This window comes from Leptothrix discophora, assembly GCF_030705305.1.
In the GTDB taxonomy this organism is placed as follows: Bacteria; Pseudomonadota; Gammaproteobacteria; order Burkholderiales; family Burkholderiaceae_C; genus Sphaerotilus; species Sphaerotilus discophorus.
In genome coordinates, this window is the sequence record NZ_JAUZEE010000004.1 from 43,197 (window position 1) to 59,583 (window position 16,387).

Sequence of the window (16,387 nt, forward strand, 5' to 3'; positions counted from 1 at the left end):
GTCATGCTGACCCTCGACCACCTCAACGGCCTGTCGCAGGCCGACTTCACGCAGGCGCTGGACGGCACCTACGAGCACTCGCCCTGGATCGCCGAGGCGGCCTGGGCGCAGCGCCCGTTCGCGACGCTGGCCGCGCTCAAGCATGCGATGGTGACGGTGCTGGCGCAGGCCGGCGTCGACGCCCAGCTGCGGCTGATCCGGGCCCACCCGGAGCTGGCCGGCAAGGCCATGGTCAGCCAGAGCCTGACGGCCGAGTCCACGAACGAACAGGGCAAGGCCGGCCTGACCGACTGCACGCCGGCCGAGTTCGCGCACATCCAGCAGCTCAACGCCGACTACAACGCGACGTTCGGCTTCCCCTTCATCCTGGCGGTGCGCGGCCCGCGCGGGCTGGGCCTGAACCGGCACGAGATCATCGCGACCTTCGAGCGCCGGCTGCGCCACCCGGTCGACGTGGAGCGGGCCGAGGCGCTGCGCAACATCCACCGCATCGCCGAGATCCGCCTGAACGACAAGTTCGGCGTCGAGCCGGTGCTGGGCAACCTCGTGTGGGACTGGGCCGAGAAGCTGGCGCAGCACAGCGACGTCGAGGGCGCGCTGACCGTCACCTACCTGACCGACGCGCACCGGGCCTGCGCCCAGCGCCTGTCGCACTGGATGCGCGAGGACTGCGGCTTCGACGAGGTCTCGATCGATGCGGTCGGCAACGTCGTCGGGGTCTATCACGGCAGCAATCACGGCAGCAATCACGGCAGCGATCCCGGCAGCGATCCGGCCGCGAAGCGCCTGCTGACCGGTAGCCACTACGACACCGTGCGCAACGGCGGCAAGTACGACGGCCGGCTCGGCATCCTCGTGCCGATGGCCTGCGTGCGCGAGCTGCACCGCGCCGGTCGCCGCCTGCCCTTCGGCGTCGAGGTGATCGGCTTCGCCGAGGAGGAAGGCCAGCGCTACAAGGCCACCTTCCTGGGCTCCAGCGCCGTCACCGGCCACTTCGACCCGGGCTGGCTGGACCAGGCCGACGCCGACGGCATCCCGATGCGCGCGGCCATGCAGCATGCCGGCCTGTGCATCGACGACATCCCGAGGCTGGCGCGCGACCCGTCGCGCTACCTCGGCTTCGTCGAGGTCCACATCGAGCAGGGCCCGGTGCTCAACGAGCTGGACCTGCCGCTGGGCATCGTGCGCTCGATCAACGGCAGCGTGCGCTACACCGGCGAGGTCATCGGCATGGCCAGCCATGCCGGCACGACGCCGATGGACCGCCGCCGCGACGCCGCCGTCGCGGTCGCCGAACTGGCGCTGCACGTCGAGCGACGCGCGGCGGCGGTGCCCGACGTGGTCGGCACCATCGGCATGCTCAACGTGCCGTCCGGCTCGATCAACGTCGTGCCCGGCCGCTGCGCCTTCAGCCTGGACCTGCGCGCCACCACCAACGCCGCCCGCGACGCGCTGGCCGACGATGTGCGCGCCGAGCTGGCCCGCATCTGCGAACGGCGCGGCCTGCAGTTCACGCTCGAGGAGACCCTGCGTGCGGCGGCCGCCCCGAGCGCACCCGAATGGCAGGCCCGCTGGGAGGCCGCCGTCGCCCCGCTCGGCCTGCCGCTGCACCGCATGCCCAGCGGGGCCGGCCATGACGCGATGAAGCTGCACGAGGTGATGCCCCAGGCCATGCTGTTCGTGCGCGGCCTGAACGCCGGCATCAGCCACAACCCGCTCGAATCGAGCACCAACGACGACATCGAGCTGAGCGTGCGCGCCTTCCAGCACCTGCTGGACCAGCTCGCCTGAACCCCAACCTCCCTCCGCCCGGAAAGCCCGACATGAGCGACCGCCAAGCAGCCGACATCCACGCAGCCGACACCTACGCCGCCCTCGACCGCTGGATCGACGATCACTTCGACGAGCAGGTGCGCTTCCTGCAGGAACTCGTGCGCGTGCCGACCGACACGCCGCCCGGCAACAACGCGCCGCATGCCGAGCGCACCGCCGAGCTGCTGGCCACGATGGGCCTGCAGGCCGAGCGGCATGCCGTGCCGGCCGACGCGGTGCGGGCCGCCGGGCTCGAATCCATCACCAACCTGATCGTGCGCCGTCGCTATGCCGACGGCGGCCCGGTGATCGCGTTGAACGCCCACGGCGACGTGGTCCCGCCCGGCGAGGGCTGGACCCACGGCCCCTACAGCGGCGAGGTCGTCGACGGCAAGCTCTACGGCCGCGCGGCGGCGGTCAGCAAGTGCGACTTCTCGACCTACACCTACGCGGTGCGCGCGGTCGAGGCGCTGGCTCAGTCGCTGAGCCAGCCGGGGGCACCGACGCTGAAGGGCGGCGTCGAGCTGCACTTCACCTACGACGAGGAATTCGGCGGCGAGCTGGGCCCCGGCTGGCTGCTGGACCAGGGACTGACGAAGCCCGACTTCGAGATCGCCGCCGGCTTCAGCTACCAGGTCGTGACCGCCCACAACGGCTGCCTGCAGATGGAGGTGACGGTCAACGGCGTGATGGCCCATGCCGCAATACCCGACAGCGGCGTCGACGCGCTGCAGGGCGCAACCGCCGTGCTGAACGCGCTCTACGCGCAGAACGTGCTCTACAAGCAGGTCCGTTCGTCGGTCACCGGCATCACGCATCCCTACCTCAACGTCGGCCTGATCCAGGGCGGCACCAACACCAACGTGATCCCCGGCAAGGTCGTGCTCAAGCTTGATCGCCGCATGATTCCCGAGGAGAACCCGCACGAGGTCGAGGCCACGCTGCACGAGGTCATCCGTGCGGCCGCCGCCACCGTGCCGGGCGTGACGGTGGACATCAAGCGCATGCTGATGGCCCACGCGCTCCAGCCCCTGGCGGGCAACCGGCCGCTGGTCGAGGCCCTGCAGCGCCATGGCGAGGACGTCTTCGACGAGCCCATCCCCGAATCCGGCACGCCGCTCTACACCGATGTGCGGCTGTACTGCGAACGCGGCATCCCGGCGGTGATCTACGGCGCCGGACCGCGCACCGTGCGCGAGTCCAACGCCAAGAGGGCCGACGAGCACATCGTGCTGGACGACCTGCGGCGCGCCACGAAGGTCGTCGCGCGCACCTTGCTGGACCTGCTGCGCTGATCCGGCGCACGGCGCACCGCCCGGTGCGCCCGCAGATGCACCAGGCTGGCGCTTGCGCCGTGTGCATGGTTCTTGCAGCCGTCGGTCGGATCGCTCCGACCCTCCTGCAAGGACCCCACGATGCCCACGGCCCCGAACGACCGCCCTGACCTCCTGCCGCCGACGCCGCATTCGCCCCGAGCGTCCCGCCGCCGCGCACTGGACCTGTCGATCCGCCTGATCTGCTGCCTGGCGACCGGCGCGAGCATGGCCCTGACCGCCTTGCCGGCGCTGGCGCAGGAGACCGCCGTGAAGTTCCAGCTCGACTGGCGCTTTGAAGGTCCGGCCGCGCTCTTCCTCGTGCCCGCGAGCAAGGGCTACTACAAGGCCGAGAAGCTCGCCGTCAGCGTCGATGCCGGCAACGGCTCGGGCGGCACCGTCACGCGGGTGGCCTCGGGCGCCTACGACATGGGCTTCGCGGACCTGGCCGCGTTGATGGAGTTCCACGCCAACAACCCGACGGTGCCCAACAAGCCGGTGGCCGTCATGATGGTCTACAACAACACGCCGGCGGCGGTGCTGGCCCTGAAAAAGAGCGGCATCGGCAAGCCCTCGGACCTCAGCGGCAAGAAGCTCGGCGCGCCGGTCTTCGACGCCGGCCGCAAGGCCTGGCCGATCTTCGCCAAGGAGAACAAGGTCAGCAACGTGACCTGGACCGCGATGGACCCGCCGCTGCGCGAGACCATGCTGGTGCGCGGCGACATCGACGCGATCACCGGCTTCTCCTTCACCTCGCTGCTCAACCTGGAGGCACGCGGCGTCAAGACCGAGGACATCGTCGTGCTGCCCTACCCGCAGTTCGGCGTGAAGCTCTACGGCAACGCCATCATCGTCGGCGAGGACTTCCTCAAGAAGAACCCGGAAGCGGTGAAAGCCTTCCTGCGTGCCTTCACCAAGGGCCTGAAGGACGTCATCGCCGACCCGGCCGCCGCGGTCGCCACGGTCAAGGAACGCGACGGCATCGTCAATGCCGAGCTGGAGACGCGCCGCCTCAAGCTCGCGCTCGACGCCACCGTGCTGACGCCCGATGCGAAGGCCGAAGGCTTCGGCGAGGTCAAGGCCCCGCGCCTGGCGCTGATGGCCAGCCAGGTCTCCGACGCCTTCGCGACCAAGGAACGCGTCAACGTCGCCGCGATCTGGAACGGCGGCTTCCTGCCCAGCGCGGCGGAGCGGGACATCTTCGGGGCGAAGAAGAAGTGACCTCCTTTGTGGATTTCGATCAGGTCTGGCTCGCGTATGACGACGAGCTGCTCGCCGAGGGCCGCTATGCGGTCGAGGACATCAACCTCAAGATCGGCGAGGGCGAGTTCATTGCCATCGTCGGTCCCTCGGGCTGCGGCAAGTCCACCTTCATGAAGCTGGCGACCGGGCTGAAACGGCCCAGCCGAGGCACCGTCGTCATCGATGGCCGCGAGGTCACCGGCCCGCTGAAGATCACCGGCATGGCCTTCCAGGCACCCAGCCTGCTGCCCTGGCGCACGACGGTGGCCAACGTCATGCTGCCGCTGGAGATCGTCGAGCCCTACCGCAGCTCGTTTCGCCAGAAGCGCGATGAATACGAGCAGAAGGCGCGCCAGCTGTTGCGCAGCGTCGGCCTGGGCGGCTACGAGGACAAGTACCCGTGGCAGCTCTCCGGCGGCATGCAGCAACGGGCATCGATCTGCCGCGCGCTGATCCACGAGCCCAAGATGCTGCTGCTCGACGAGCCCTTCGGCGCGCTCGACGCCTTCACCCGCGAGGAACTCTGGTGCACGCTGCGCGACCTGCAGGCGGCGCAGAAGTTCAACGTCATCCTGGTCACGCACGACCTGCGCGAGAGCGTCTTCCTGGCCGACACCGTCTACGTGATGAGCCGCAGCCCCGGCCGCTTCGTGGTCCGGCGCGAGATCGACCTGCCGCGCCCGCGTGACCTGGAGGTGACCTACACGAGCGCGTTCACCGCCATCGTCCACGAGTTGCGCGGCCACATCGGCGCGATCCGCAAGACCGGCGTGGAGCTGGCGTCATGACGATGTCCACGTCGCGCGCCCGCCGGCTCGAACAGGCCTCGCCCTGGATCCTGCTCGTGGCCACCGTGCTGATCTGGCAGCTGCTGTGCAGCGGGCTGGGCGTCTCCGAGTTCATCTTCCCCAGCCCCTGGTCGATCGCGCAGGCGCTGGGCGAGCACGGCAGGACCATCGCCGGCCATGCCTGGCGCACCTTCTGGGTGACGATGGCGGGCTTCGGCCTGTCCATCGTCGTGGGCGTGCTGCTGGGCTTCCTGATCGGCAGCTCGCGGGTCGCCTACACCGCCGTCTACCCGCTGATGACGGCCTTCAACGCCCTGCCCAAGGCGGCCTTCGTGCCCATCCTGGTGGTGTGGTTCGGCATCGGCGTCGGCCCGGCGGTGCTGACCGCCTTCCTGATCAGCTTCTTCCCCATCATGGTCAACATCGCCACCGGCCTGGCGACGCTGGAGCCCGAGCTGGAGGACGTGCTGCGCGTGCTCGGCGCGCGGCGCTGGGACGTGCTGGTCAAGGTCGGCCTGCCGCGTTCGATGCCCTACTTCTACGGCTCGCTCAAGGTCGCGATCACGCTGGCCTTCGTCGGCACCACGGTTTCGGAGATGACCGCTGCCAACGAGGGCATCGGCTACCTGCTCATCAGCGCCGGCAGCTCGATGCAGATGGGCCTGGCCTTCGCCGGCCTGGTGGTGGTCGGGGCGATGGCGATGGCGATGTACGAGCTGTTCTCGGTGGTCGAGCGGCGCACGACCGGCTGGGCGCACCGGGGTTCGCAGGGGCACTGAGGCCCGGCGTGGCGAGCCGCTCAGCCCGCCCCGACCCGCTCGGCCAGTGCGATCTGGCGCGGCAGGCAGACACGCTGCAGGTCGTAGCGTTCGAGCACGCGCGCACGGGCCCGGACGCCGATGCCATCGGCATCGCGCGGCCTGGCCAGCGCATCGGCGCTGGCCTCGACCAGCGCGGCGGTGTCGAAGAAGTCGACCAGCCAGCCGGTCTCGCCGTGGTCGATCACCTCGCGCACCGGCGCGGTGTCGCTGCCGATCACGCGCATGCCGCAGGCCATGGCCTCCAGCAGCGACCAGCTCAGCACGAAGGGGTAGCTCAGGTAGACGTGGGCACGGGCGATGCGGAACAGGTCGATCAGCGAGCGGTGCGGCACCTTGCCGACGAAGTGGACGCGGGCCAGCCCGTCCGCGCCGAGCGCCTCGCGCACCTCGTCGAGGTAGATCTGCTGGTGGCTGCCGGCGGCCGGCCGGGCGCCATAGCTGACGTCGTTGCCACCGACGATCACGGCCTGCGCCCGCGGCCGGCGCCGCAGCAGTTCGGGCAGCGCGCGCATGAAGCGGTGGTAGCCGCGGCTGGGCTCGAGGTTGCGGTTGACGAAGCTCAGCACCTCGTCGTCCGCGCCCAGGTCCAGCACGGTGCCGGCCTGGCTGGTGGTCCTGAAGCGCGCGGTGTTGTCGGGGCTGGCGTAGGCCGTGTCGATGCCGTCGTGGATCACCTCGATGCGGTCACGCCAGGGCTGCGGCACCGTGCCGGCCTGCCAGCGGGTCGGGCTGATGCCGGCATCCATGCCGACCAGCGCCTGCATCAGGGCCAGGTTCTTGGTGGCCAGTCGGCAGCGCATGGCCAGGTCGACGGTGCCGAACTCGGGGTCAAAGCCGACGTCCTGACCTTCGGCCGCATAGAAGAACTCGACAAAGTGCAGCTGGCGCGCCTGCGGCCACAGCTCGCGCAGGAACAGCGCCTCGCCCCAGCCGGGATGCACGCAGATCAGGTCGGGCCGGAAGTCGGCCGCATCCAGCCTCGCGGCTGCGGCCACGCATGCCTCGCCACGCAGCACCTTGGTCTCGATGTCCTGCACCCACGGGTGGATACCCGGCGTGTTGCCGCGCGCAAGCCCGTAGCGCATCGCCTGCACGCCCGCCAGCGGCGCGGCCAGCGGGCTCATGCCGAGCGAGCGGACCTCATGGCCTCGCGCGGCCAGCGCCGGCGCGAGATGGCGGTACTGGCCGGGGAAGTTCTGGTGCACGAAGAGAATCCGCATGCGGGGATTGTCCCCATCGCCACAGGTCCCGACGCAAGCCCCCACCGGAGATGCCGATGAACGCGCCCACCCCCGTTGAACTCGTCACATGGCTGCGAGCCGCCAACCGCATCGCCGCCGAGGCGCTGGCCCAGGGCCATCACCCGTTCGGGGCCCTGCTGGTCGGACCGGACGGCCAGACCGTGCTGATGACGCAGGGCAACGTCGATGCCGTCAACCATGCCGAGGCGGTGCTGGCCCGCGAGGCGGCCCGCCGCTTCGATGCCCACACGCTGTGGCACAGCACCCTGGTGACCACCGTCGAGCCCTGCTGCATGTGCGCCGGCACGCAGTACTGGGCCCACATCGGCCGCGTCGTCTACGGCATGAGCGAAGCCCGCCTGCTCGCGCTGACCGGCAACCATGCCGAGAACCCGACGCTGGACCTGCCCTGCCGCGAGGTGTTCGCGCGCGGCCAGAAGGACATCGAGGTCCACGGGCCGGTGGCCGAGGTCGAGGAGGAGATCGCCGCGCTGCACCGTGACTTCTGGCGACTTCGCTGAACCGCAGACCGGCCCGTTCGTTGCGGACCTGAAATAAATGAGGGCCGACGGGCATAAACCGGCTATGCTGCGCCCACAGACATGCACCAAGGCCGTTTCTTCAAGGTCTTGCTCCTCTTCCGCAGTGGTTGACGACCTCTCGCAGGTTGCACCGATCACCGCCGGCCAAGTCTTCCAACTCCCGGTTTGACGTTTCTTGAGTGTTGCTGTCCCCGCAGGTTTTCGCCGGCGGGTGTTTTTGTTTTGATCCGACACACACGAAGGAAACTCCCATGAGCACGACTCAACAAGGCACGGTCAAGTGGTTCGACGACGGCAAGGGCTTCGGCTTCATCACGCCGGCTGACGGTTCCAAGGACCTGTTCGCCCACCACAGCGAAATCCGCAACGGCGGCGGCTTCCGCAGCCTGCAGGAAAACCAGAAGGTCGAGTTCGAAGTCAAGCAAGGCCCGAAGGGTCTGCAAGCCGCGAACATCAAGCCGCTGTAATCAGCCCGCGACCGTGCCGCCCGCCCTGCGGGTGGCTCGGTCGATGAGCCTGATGCACGACCTGCTGGAAAAGCCGCCCTCTGGGGCGGCTTTTTTGTGGGCGATTGGCGGCCGCCCTGCGCGCGACGGATGTCGACACGCAGGGCCTGCTGACCGCCGTCCTCAGCGCTCGCGCCCGGCGCGGCTCACCGCATGCGTGATCGGGTCCATCAGGTACTGCAGCGGCGTGCGGGTCTCGCCGTGCAGGAAGACCTCGGCGGGCATGCCGGCCTGGAGCTTGGCGTCGTGTTCGCCCTTGGCGGCACGCCTGACCGACTCGGGCGTGACGTCGATGTTGACGATGTAGAAGGGCATGCCGGTCTCGCGCTGGACCTGGCGGTCGCCGCCGACGTAGTTTACGGTGCCCTTGACCAGGTCGGTGGTGCGGTAGCTGAAGGCGGTGAAGCGCAGGTCGGCTTCCTGGCCGCGCTGGACACGGCTGATGTCCTCGGTGCGGATCTGCGCCTCGACCACCAGGCGCGGGTTGGCCGGCACGATCTCGGCGATCGGCTCGCGCGGGGCGATCACGCCGCCGGGCGAGGTCACGCGCAGGCCGATGACCTCGCCGTCGACCGGCGCGGTGATGACCTGGCGGCGCGAGGCGTCGATCGCCTTGCGCAGCTCCTGCTCGATTTCCTGCACCCGCACCAGCGCCACCTTGAGCTGGTCGCTGGCCTGCTGGCGGTAGTCGTTCTCGATCTGGCTCAGGCGCAGCTCGATGTCGCCGGTGCGCTGGTCGGCCCGCGCCAGCTCGGCGGTGCGCTCGGCGATCTTGCTGTTGTAGTCGGCCATCGAGGCCTCCTGCTGCATGACCTGCGACTCCGACACCAGGCCTTCCTTGGCCAGGCTGCGGCTGAGCGCATGGTCGCGGCCCTGCGCCGCGATCGACTCGCGGGTGCTGGCGATCTGCGCATGCAGCGAGTCGATCTCCTGGCGGATCTTGATGCGCTGCCTGGCCAGCAGCGCGGACTGGCTGGACAGCGCCGTCAGGCGGGCATCGAACAGGGCCTGTTCCTTGTCCATCTGGTTGCGCACCACCGGGTCGCCGCGGCCGGCCTCGACCAGATCAGGCGGGAAGACCAGCTGCGGGCTGCGGGCCTGCTCGGCCTCCAGCCGGGCCACGCCGGCCCGCTCGGACATCAGGCGCTGGGCCAGCCGGGTGCGGTCGGCATGGACCGAGACATCGCCCAGCTCGATCAGCGGCTCGCCGGCCTTGACCCGCTGGCCGTCGCGCACGTAGACCGCGCGCACGGTGCCGCCCTCGACGTGCTGGATCACGCTGCGGTTGAGGTCGACCTTGACGTAGCCGCTCGCCACGACCGCCGAGGACAGCGGCGCGAAGGCCAGCCAGCCCATCGCCGGCACCAGGCCGACCAGCACGACGATACGGCCGATGCGCACGAGGTCCCTGGCCTTGCCGAGGTGGCGGGTGACGAGGTCGGCCTCGGCCGGCAGTGGGGAGGGCATCTGAGCGGGCATCAGGGCGGGCCGTTGCATGGCGGGCAGTTGCATGGCGGGATCAGGCCTTGATGGAGACGGTCGACGTCAGGTTCGGGGTCGGCTTCGCGCCGGGGTTCGGATGGCTGGCTTGCGCGGCCGCGTGCTGTGCCGCCTGTTGTGCCGCCTGTTGTGCCGCTTGCTGTGCCGCCTGCTGTGCAGCGTGTTGCGCCGCATGGGCGGCGCTGCCAGCCGCAGCAGCGGCCATCGGCCGGTTCAGCGGCACGACCTGGCCGGGTGCGCCGCCGCGCATGGCGTGGAGGACCTCCTCGGCGGTGCCGAAGTGCAGCTGGCGGCCGCCGTCGATCACCAGCATCTTGTTGACGTGCTGGGTCAGCGTCTGGCGGTGCGTCACGACGATCACGGTGGCCTGGCCCTGCAGGCGCTTGAGGGTCTCGGCCAGCGCGAGTTCGCCGGCGCCGTCGAGGTTGGCGTTGGGCTCGTCCAGCACGATCAGCTTGGGGTTGCCGTAGAGCGCGCGGGCCAGCGCGATGCGCTGGCGCTGGCCGGGCGACAGCAGCGCGGCGTTCGGGTCGACGCGGGTGTCGTAGCCGTCGGGCAGCGCGAGGATCAGCTCGTGCACGCCGGCCCGCTGGGCCGCCGCGACGACCTGGGCCGAATCGACCGGGCCCATGCGGGCGATGTTGTCGGCGACGGTGCCGGCAAACAGTTCGACGTCCTGCGGCATGTAGCCGATGTGCGGGCCAATCTGCTCGCGGGTCCAGCGCGACAGGTCAACGCCGTCGAGCCGGACCTGGCCCTGGGTCGGCGCCCACAGGCCGATCAGCAGGCGCACCAGCGTGCTCTTGCCGGCGCCGCTGGGGCCGATGACGGCCATCGACTCGCCGGCCTCCAGGCGCAGCTGCACGCCGCCGATCAGCACGCGGTCGCTGTGGGGCGGGCGGTAGACCAGGCCGGCCACGGTCAGCAGGCCGGTCGGCGCGGGCAGCGGCATCTGCGGCCGGCGGTTCAGCGCCTCGGTCATCAGCGGGTCGAGGCGACGCCAGGCGAGCCGGCCTTCGGCCAGGATCTTCCAGCTGCCGACGATCTGCTCGACCGGCTGCAGCGCGCGGCCCAGCAGCATCGACGAGGCGATCATCACGCCGGGCGTGGCCTGGCCGTCGAGCACCAGCCAGGCGCCCAGCGCGGTCATCAGGATCTGCGTGACCTGGCGCGAGATGCGGGTGATCGCCGCCATCGAGACCGAGCGGCGTGCCACCGGGTCCTGCGTGGCGGCCAGTTCGGCACTCAGGCCGTTCCAGCGCCCGACCAGCGCGTCGGCCATGCCCATGGCCTGGGCGACCTCGGCGTTGACCATGGCTTGATCCAGGAAGCGCTGGCTCGCGCCGGCTTCCTTCTGCAGCTTCTCGATCGCCGACTGCGTCATGCGGTCGTTGAGCCAGGCCAGGCCCAGCATCAGCGCGGCGCTGAAAAAGGCCGCCACGCCCAGCCAGACGTTGGCCACCGCGATGACGCCGATGAAGACCACCGCCCAGGGCGCGTCCATGATCGCCACCAGGCCCTGCGAGGAGAACAGCGCGCGCAGCCGGCCGACGTCGCGCAGCGCCTCGTTGGTGAAGGCGCCCTGGCGCCTGGCGGCCACGGCCAGCGACAGCCGGGCGATCTCCGGCGCCATGGCGTCGTTGATGATGTTGCCCAGCACGCCCTGCAGGCGGCCACGCAGGTAGTCCAGCACGCCGGCCAGCGCCAGCGCGATGCTCACGCCGATCACCAGCATCAGCAGGGTCTCGCGGCTGCCGCTGCTGAGCACCCGGTCGAAGACCTGCAGGCTGAAGATGGCCGGGAACAGCCACATCAGGTTGATCGCCGCCGAGAAGCCGGCGATGGTGCGGAGCAGGGATTTCATGCGTGTGGGATCGGGCGTTTCGACGTCTTGCGCGCCAGTCCGGCACGCACGGGCGTCAGTGTGCGTCCATCGGAACCGTTCCCGATCGCCCGGCCCCGGCCGGGTCGGCCACTTTGTCTCGCTGGACGGGAGTTCGTGCAGGTCAACGCCCCTGCGAGCCTGGGGAACGGTCTCGCGGCGACAACAACAGGGGCGTGCGGGCATGCCTCCCGCGAGGTCCGCTGGCACGCGACCTGCGAGGCCGACCCACACGTCGAGTAGAAGCGTTCACCGCCGCACCAGCCCCGTGCGCGCGGCCGGAAATTGCTCGGTTCCCCTTCACGACCTGGTGCGCCGCACCAGAAGGAGATCCCATGCTGACCGCGCAACAAGCCGTCTTCCGCCGCTACTGGCACGCCGTGATGCCGCTCGCCGACCTGGCCGACGGCCCCCGGCCCTTCACGCTGATGGGCGAGCAGATCGTGCTGTTCCTCGATGCGCACGGCCAGCCGGCCGCGCTGAAGGACCGCTGCTGCCACCGCACCGCGAAGCTGTCGCTGGGCTGGTGCAAGGACGGCTCGATCCAGTGCGGCTACCACGGCTGGCGCTACGACCGGACCGGCCGCGTGATCGAGATCCCGCAGTACCCGGCCGATCGGGCCATCCCGGCCGACTACTGCACGCCGGCCTGGCGCTGCGTGGCACGGCATGGCTATGCCTGGGTCGCGCTGGTCGGGCCGGACGAGGAGCCGCTCGCCCCGATCCCCGAGATCCCCGAGTTCGGCGCGCCGGGCTGGCGCACCATCTTCCAGTTCCACGAGACCTGGGCCTGCAGCCCGCTGCGGGCGCTCGAGAACAGCTTCGACAACTCGCACTTCAGCTTCGTGCACCGCGCCACCTTCGGCGTGGCCGCGCAGCCCGCGCCCAGCCGCTACGAGCTGGTGCCGACCGCGCACGGCTTCCAGGCCGAGACGGTGATCCAGGCCGTCAACCCGCCGGCCTTCCAGCGCATCAGCGGCGTCGCCGAGCCGGTCACGACGCGCCACATGCGCAACGCCTACTACCTGCCCTTCTCGCGCCGGCTGGACATCGAGTACCCCGGCGGCGTGCGCCACGTGATCATCAACTGCTTCACGCCCATCGACGACGGCCACATCCAGCTGTGCCAATGGCTGTTCCGCAACGACACCGAGCAAGACTGCCCGGCGCAGCTGCTGATCGACTTCGATGCCGAGATCACGCGCGAGGACAAGGCCATCCTGGAGTCGACCGACCCGGACGCGCTGGTCGACACGCGCCGGCGCGGCGTCGAGTTCTCGATGGACAGCGACCGGCCCGGCATGCTGATCCGCAAGCACCTGATGGAACTGCTGGCGCGCCACGGCGAAGCCGAGGTGCACCGCTGAGGCGGGCCGCCGGGACACGTCGCGGTGCATCGTGCCTGCCGGCGGTGCATCCGGCGTCCGGCTGCCACGCGGCACGGCTGGCACGGCCCGTGCATTGATCCACCGCAAGAGTAGAAGCGTTCAGCCACCGGTACCGGTGGCAGGAAATTGCTCTTGACCAGCCGGTGTGGCTCATCGAATGAGCCACACCTCGTCGTGGTGCAGCACCTGGCGACCTCGTCGCGGCCGTGGCCGCGCAGGACCGTCGGTGCCGCATCGGCCTGATCAAGAAACGTCGCACGCCTGCCGTGAAGATCCTGCTGCTCTGGTGCCACCCCGACCCGCAAAGCTACAGCGCCGCGCTGCGCCAGGCTGCTGCGGACGCGCTGCGCGAAGCCGGTCATGAGCTGCGCGAGATCGATCTCTACGCGCTGCATGCCCAGGGCGGCTTCGATCCGGTGCTGAGCCCGGACGAGAAGCGCAGCTACCTGGCCGACACCGACCGCAACATCGCCGCGGTGCAGCCGCATGTCGACGCGCTGCGGTGGGCCGAGGGCTGGGTGGTCGTCTACCCGACCTGGATGTACGGCCCGCCGGCCTTGCTCAAGGGCTGGCTGGACCGGGTCTTCCTGCCCGGCGTGAGCTTCGGCCTGGGCGGCTCGCGGCACCGGCCCATCGTCGGCGCGCTGAAGAACATCCGCTGGTTCTGCGGCATCACCACCTCGGGCTCGCCCTGGTGGTGGCTGCGCTGGATCGGCGACCCCGGCCGTCGGCTGTTCCTGCGCGGCCTCAAGCCGCTGTACGCACGCGGCTGCCGCACCGACTGGCTGCAGCTGCACGCGATGAACTACGCCACCGAGCGCGACCGCACGCGCTTCCTGGGTCGCGTGCGGCGCACCTTGTCCAGCCGGGCAGCCTGAAGGGAATGCCGATGAACACGGGCTCATCCTCGAACGACATCGCGCAGCCGCTGGCCCGCTACAGCGCGTTCCGGCGCTGCGGCGACTGGCTGCTGCTGTCGGGCGTGATCGCGGTCGATCCGGCCGCCAGCCGCATCGTGCGCGGCTACGACGACATCCCACCCGAGGCCCAGGCCCTGCTGGGGCGCAGCCACGAGTTCTCGACCGACTGGCGCGAGGGCCCGATCCTGGCGCAGAGCTGGTACGTGCTGGACCGCATCCGCGCGACGGTCGAGAGCGCCGGTGCGCGCATGGACCAGGTCGTCAAGCTGGTGCAGTACTTCCGCGACCTGGACCATTTCCCGCACTACAGCCGGGTGCGCCGGCTGTTCTTTCCCGGCCTGCCGCCGGCGTCCACCGTGGTCGAGGTCAGCGGCATGCTGCCCTCGCCGGACATCCTCGTCGAGGTCGAGGCCACCGTGTGGCTCGGCACGCCCGATGCATGAACCCCGTCAGGAGTGACCCGATGCTGCACGGCCCCATCCCCGCCCGTCGCTTCCTGCCCTACCTGAGCTGGACGGTCATCGAGGCCCTGCCCGACCGCGCCAACACGGTGATCGTGCTGGCCACCGGCACCATCGAGCAGCATGGCCCGCACCTGCCCTGCGCGGTCGATGCGCTGATCGCCACCGGCGTGGTCGGCGCCGCGCTGGCACGGCTGGACGACGCGGTGCCGGCCTACGCGCTGCCGCCGCTGACCTATGGCAAGTCCGATGAACACACGCATTTCCCCGGCACGCTGACGACCAGCGGCGCGACGCTGCAGGCGCTGGTCGAGGACATCGGCGAGTCGGTCTGGCGGGCGGGCTTCCGCAAGCTGCTGATCGTCAACGGCCACGGCGGCCAGCCTCAGGTGATGGAGATGGCCGCCCGCGCGCTGCGGCTGCGCCACGGCGACTTCGTGGTCGTGCCGCACTTCACCTGGCGGGTGCCGCACGTGGCCGGCCAGTTCCTGTCCGAGCGCGAACGCCGCCTGGCCATGCATGCCGGCCATGCCGAGACCGCCCTGGTCATGGCGCTGGCGCCCGAGACCGTGCACATGGACCGCGCGGTGGCGCACTACCCGCCGGAGTTCCCGCGCTCGCTGTCGCCGGATGGCCGGCCCGCCGCCGCCTGGGTCGCGCGCGACTTCGGTCCCAGCGGCGTCATCGGCGATCCGCACCCGGCCACGCGCGAACAGGGCCTGGCCATCCTCGATTCGCTGGCCGAGAGCTGGGCCGCCGCCATCACCGACCTGCACCGGCTGGACTGGCCGGCGCGCGAGCCCGCGTGATGCCGCGCGCCGGCCTGCGTGCATCCGCCGCGTCCACCGCGCCAGACGTCTTCTCACCCCAACCTCAACCCCGGAGCCTCGCCATGCCCATGCCCATGTCCATGCCCACGCAGACCCGTTCGCAGCGCACCCTCGGCCGACTCGCGCTGATCGGCGCGGCGGCCCTCGCCGCCACCTTCGCCACGCACGCGCAGGCGCAGGAGAAGTTCACCTACCTGACCAACTGGTATGCCCAGGCCGAGCACGGCGGCTTCTACCAGGCACTGGCGACCGGCCTCTACAAGAAGGCCGGCCTGGACGTGACCATCAAGATGGGCGGCCCGCAGGTCAACGGCCTGCAGCTGATCGCGGCCGGTGCGGCCGAGTGCTACATGGGCTACGACACGCAGACCATGAAGGCCCGCGAGCAGGGCATCCCGGCGGTCACCGTGGCGGCCTCGTTCCAGAAGGACCCGCAGGTGCTGCTGGCCCATCCGCACGTCAAGAAGCTGGAGGACCTCAAGGGCAAGACCGTGCTGATCGCCTCGGCCTCCTACTCGACCTTCTGGCCCTGGCTGAAGTCGACCTACGGCTACACCGACGACATGGCCAAGCCCTACACCTTCAACGTCCAGCCCTTCATGGCCGACAAGGAGATCGCGCAGCAGGGCTACCTCTCCAGCGAGCCCTTCAAGATCGAGAAGGAAGGCAAGTTCAAGCCCAGCGTCTTCCTGCTGTCGGACTTCGGCTGGCCCCCGTACTCGACCTCGGTGGTCTGCATGGAGAAGACGGTCAAGGAGCGCAAGGCCGCCGTGGCCGCCTTCGTCAAGGCGACGATGGAAGGCTGGAAGAGCTACCTCACCGGTGACCCGTCGCCGGCCAATGCGCTGATCAAGAAGGACAACCCGAACATGACCGACGACGTCATCGCCAACGGCATCGCCAAGATGAAGGAGACCGGCATGGTCACCGGCGGCGATGCGGCCAAGCTGGGCATCGGCATCATGACCGACGAGCGCATGAAGAAGACCTTCGACATGATGGTTGCCAACAAGCTGCTCGACGCCGCCAAGGTCGACCTCCGCACGGTCTACACGACCGAGTTCGTCAAGGACCTGAAGATCATGCCCTGAGGTCGTCATGCCCTACCAGCCTGGGCGCCTGCGACCTCCACGCGACCCCG

The 16,387-nt window shown here is 70.0% G+C and carries 15 protein-coding genes; 12 read left to right on the top strand and 3 right to left on the bottom strand.

The window, feature by feature from the left end:
• The first annotated feature begins 3 nt into the window (after window positions 1-3).
• The 5 genes from uraD (at window position 4) to Q8X39_RS09060 (ending at window position 5,934) form a co-directional block, all read left to right on the top strand.
• Window positions 4-1,791, top strand: a complete 1,788-nt coding sequence (uraD, locus tag Q8X39_RS09040) for a 2-oxo-4-hydroxy-4-carboxy-5-ureidoimidazoline decarboxylase (protein WP_305749342.1) — start codon at window positions 4-6, stop codon at window positions 1,789-1,791.
• A gap of 32 nt (window positions 1,792-1,823) precedes the next feature.
• Window positions 1,824-3,107, top strand: a complete 1,284-nt coding sequence (locus Q8X39_RS09045; protein ID WP_305749343.1) for a M20/M25/M40 family metallo-hydrolase — start codon at window positions 1,824-1,826, stop codon at window positions 3,105-3,107.
• A 246-nt stretch (window positions 3,108-3,353) separates the two neighbouring features.
• Window positions 3,354-4,346 (top strand): ABC transporter substrate-binding protein, encoded by a 993-nt coding sequence (locus Q8X39_RS09050; RefSeq protein WP_305749589.1) that lies wholly within the window; start codon window positions 3,354-3,356, stop codon window positions 4,344-4,346.
• The gene (locus Q8X39_RS09055) at window positions 4,343-5,155 is read left to right on the top strand and encodes an ABC transporter ATP-binding protein (RefSeq protein ID WP_305749344.1); all 813 of its coding nucleotides are present in this window, start codon (window positions 4,343-4,345) and stop codon (window positions 5,153-5,155) included. Before Q8X39_RS09050 ends, Q8X39_RS09055 begins: the two co-directional genes overlap by 4 nt.
• Window positions 5,156-5,157: 2 nt before the next feature.
• On the top strand, window positions 5,158-5,934 hold the full coding sequence (locus Q8X39_RS09060) for an ABC transporter permease (RefSeq protein ID WP_407067998.1): 777 nt from the start codon (window positions 5,158-5,160) through the stop codon (window positions 5,932-5,934).
• A 20-nt stretch (window positions 5,935-5,954) separates the two neighbouring features.
• Here Q8X39_RS09060 and Q8X39_RS09065 read toward each other — a convergent pair whose 3' ends face one another.
• Window positions 5,955-7,196, bottom strand: coding sequence for a glycosyltransferase (locus tag Q8X39_RS09065; protein ID WP_305749346.1), 1,242 nt, complete (start codon window positions 7,194-7,196; stop codon window positions 5,955-5,957).
• 56 nt (window positions 7,197-7,252) lie between these two features.
• Between Q8X39_RS09065 and Q8X39_RS09070 the strand changes: the two genes are divergently transcribed.
• Window positions 7,253-7,738, top strand: coding sequence for a nucleoside deaminase (locus tag Q8X39_RS09070; RefSeq protein WP_305749347.1), 486 nt, complete (start codon window positions 7,253-7,255; stop codon window positions 7,736-7,738).
• A gap of 272 nt (window positions 7,739-8,010) precedes the next feature.
• Window positions 8,011-8,226 carry a cold-shock protein gene (locus Q8X39_RS09075; protein ID WP_305749348.1) on the top strand — a complete coding sequence of 72 codons (216 nt, stop codon included), beginning with the start codon at window positions 8,011-8,013 and terminating at the stop codon, window positions 8,224-8,226.
• Window positions 8,227-8,388: 162 nt separating this feature from the next.
• On the opposite strand, the gene Q8X39_RS09080 is transcribed toward Q8X39_RS09075, so the two are convergent.
• Both Q8X39_RS09080 and Q8X39_RS09085 read right to left on the bottom strand, forming a co-directional pair.
• Window positions 8,389-9,762 (bottom strand): HlyD family type I secretion periplasmic adaptor subunit, encoded by a 1,374-nt coding sequence (locus Q8X39_RS09080; RefSeq protein ID WP_305749349.1) that lies wholly within the window; start codon window positions 9,760-9,762, stop codon window positions 8,389-8,391.
• Between the two features lie 22 nt (window positions 9,763-9,784).
• Entirely contained in the window at window positions 9,785-11,629 is a 1,845-nt protein-coding gene (locus Q8X39_RS09085) for a type I secretion system permease/ATPase (RefSeq protein ID WP_305749350.1), read from the bottom strand.
• Window positions 11,630-11,982: 353 nt separating this feature from the next.
• Here Q8X39_RS09085 and Q8X39_RS09090 point away from each other — a divergent pair, with 353 nt between their 5' ends.
• The 5 genes from Q8X39_RS09090 to Q8X39_RS09110 all read left to right on the top strand — a co-directional run bounded on the left by Q8X39_RS09090 (window position 11,983) and on the right by Q8X39_RS09110 (window position 16,337).
• Entirely contained in the window at window positions 11,983-13,014 is a 1,032-nt protein-coding gene (locus Q8X39_RS09090; RefSeq protein WP_305749351.1) for an aromatic ring-hydroxylating dioxygenase subunit alpha, read from the top strand.
• Between the two features lie 287 nt (window positions 13,015-13,301).
• Complete coding sequence (locus Q8X39_RS09095) at window positions 13,302-13,913, top strand: NAD(P)H-dependent oxidoreductase (protein ID WP_305749352.1); 612 nt, start codon at window positions 13,302-13,304, stop codon at window positions 13,911-13,913.
• A gap of 11 nt (window positions 13,914-13,924) precedes the next feature.
• Window positions 13,925-14,398, top strand: a complete 474-nt coding sequence (locus Q8X39_RS09100) for a RidA family protein (RefSeq protein ID WP_305749353.1) — start codon at window positions 13,925-13,927, stop codon at window positions 14,396-14,398.
• Between the two features lie 20 nt (window positions 14,399-14,418).
• Complete coding sequence (locus Q8X39_RS09105; RefSeq protein ID WP_305749354.1) at window positions 14,419-15,225, top strand: creatininase family protein; 807 nt, start codon at window positions 14,419-14,421, stop codon at window positions 15,223-15,225.
• 83 nt (window positions 15,226-15,308) lie between these two features.
• Window positions 15,309-16,337 carry an ABC transporter substrate-binding protein gene (locus Q8X39_RS09110; protein WP_305749355.1) on the top strand — a complete coding sequence of 343 codons (1,029 nt, stop codon included), beginning with the start codon at window positions 15,309-15,311 and terminating at the stop codon, window positions 16,335-16,337.
• Window positions 16,338-16,387: the final 50 nt, after the last annotated feature.

Excerpts from the sequence above, each read along its gene's own strand:
- Q8X39_RS09075 (WP_305749348.1), top strand. The coding sequence starts at position 8,011 with ATGAGCACGACTCAACAAGGCACGGTCAAGTGGTTCGACGACGGCAAG.
- Q8X39_RS09080 (WP_305749349.1), bottom strand. The coding sequence starts at position 9,762 with ATGCAACGGCCCGCCCTGATGCCCGCTCAGATGCCCTCCCCACTGCCG.
- Q8X39_RS09100 (WP_305749353.1), top strand. The coding sequence starts at position 13,925 with ATGAACACGGGCTCATCCTCGAACGACATCGCGCAGCCGCTGGCCCGC.
- Q8X39_RS09110 (WP_305749355.1), top strand. The coding sequence starts at position 15,309 with ATGCCCATGCCCATGTCCATGCCCACGCAGACCCGTTCGCAGCGCACC.
- Q8X39_RS09065 (WP_305749346.1), bottom strand. The coding sequence starts at position 7,196 with ATGCGGATTCTCTTCGTGCACCAGAACTTCCCCGGCCAGTACCGCCAT.
- Q8X39_RS09090 (WP_305749351.1), top strand. The coding sequence starts at position 11,983 with ATGCTGACCGCGCAACAAGCCGTCTTCCGCCGCTACTGGCACGCCGTG.
- uraD (WP_305749342.1), top strand. The coding sequence starts at position 4 with ATGCTGACCCTCGACCACCTCAACGGCCTGTCGCAGGCCGACTTCACG.
- Q8X39_RS09085 (WP_305749350.1), bottom strand. The coding sequence starts at position 11,629 with ATGAAATCCCTGCTCCGCACCATCGCCGGCTTCTCGGCGGCGATCAAC.
- Q8X39_RS09070 (WP_305749347.1), top strand. The coding sequence starts at position 7,253 with ATGAACGCGCCCACCCCCGTTGAACTCGTCACATGGCTGCGAGCCGCC.
- Q8X39_RS09060 (WP_407067998.1), top strand. The coding sequence starts at position 5,158 with ATGTCCACGTCGCGCGCCCGCCGGCTCGAACAGGCCTCGCCCTGGATC.
- Q8X39_RS09050 (WP_305749589.1), top strand. The coding sequence starts at position 3,354 with ATGGCCCTGACCGCCTTGCCGGCGCTGGCGCAGGAGACCGCCGTGAAG.
- Q8X39_RS09045 (WP_305749343.1), top strand. The coding sequence starts at position 1,824 with ATGAGCGACCGCCAAGCAGCCGACATCCACGCAGCCGACACCTACGCC.
- Q8X39_RS09105 (WP_305749354.1), top strand. The coding sequence starts at position 14,419 with ATGCTGCACGGCCCCATCCCCGCCCGTCGCTTCCTGCCCTACCTGAGC.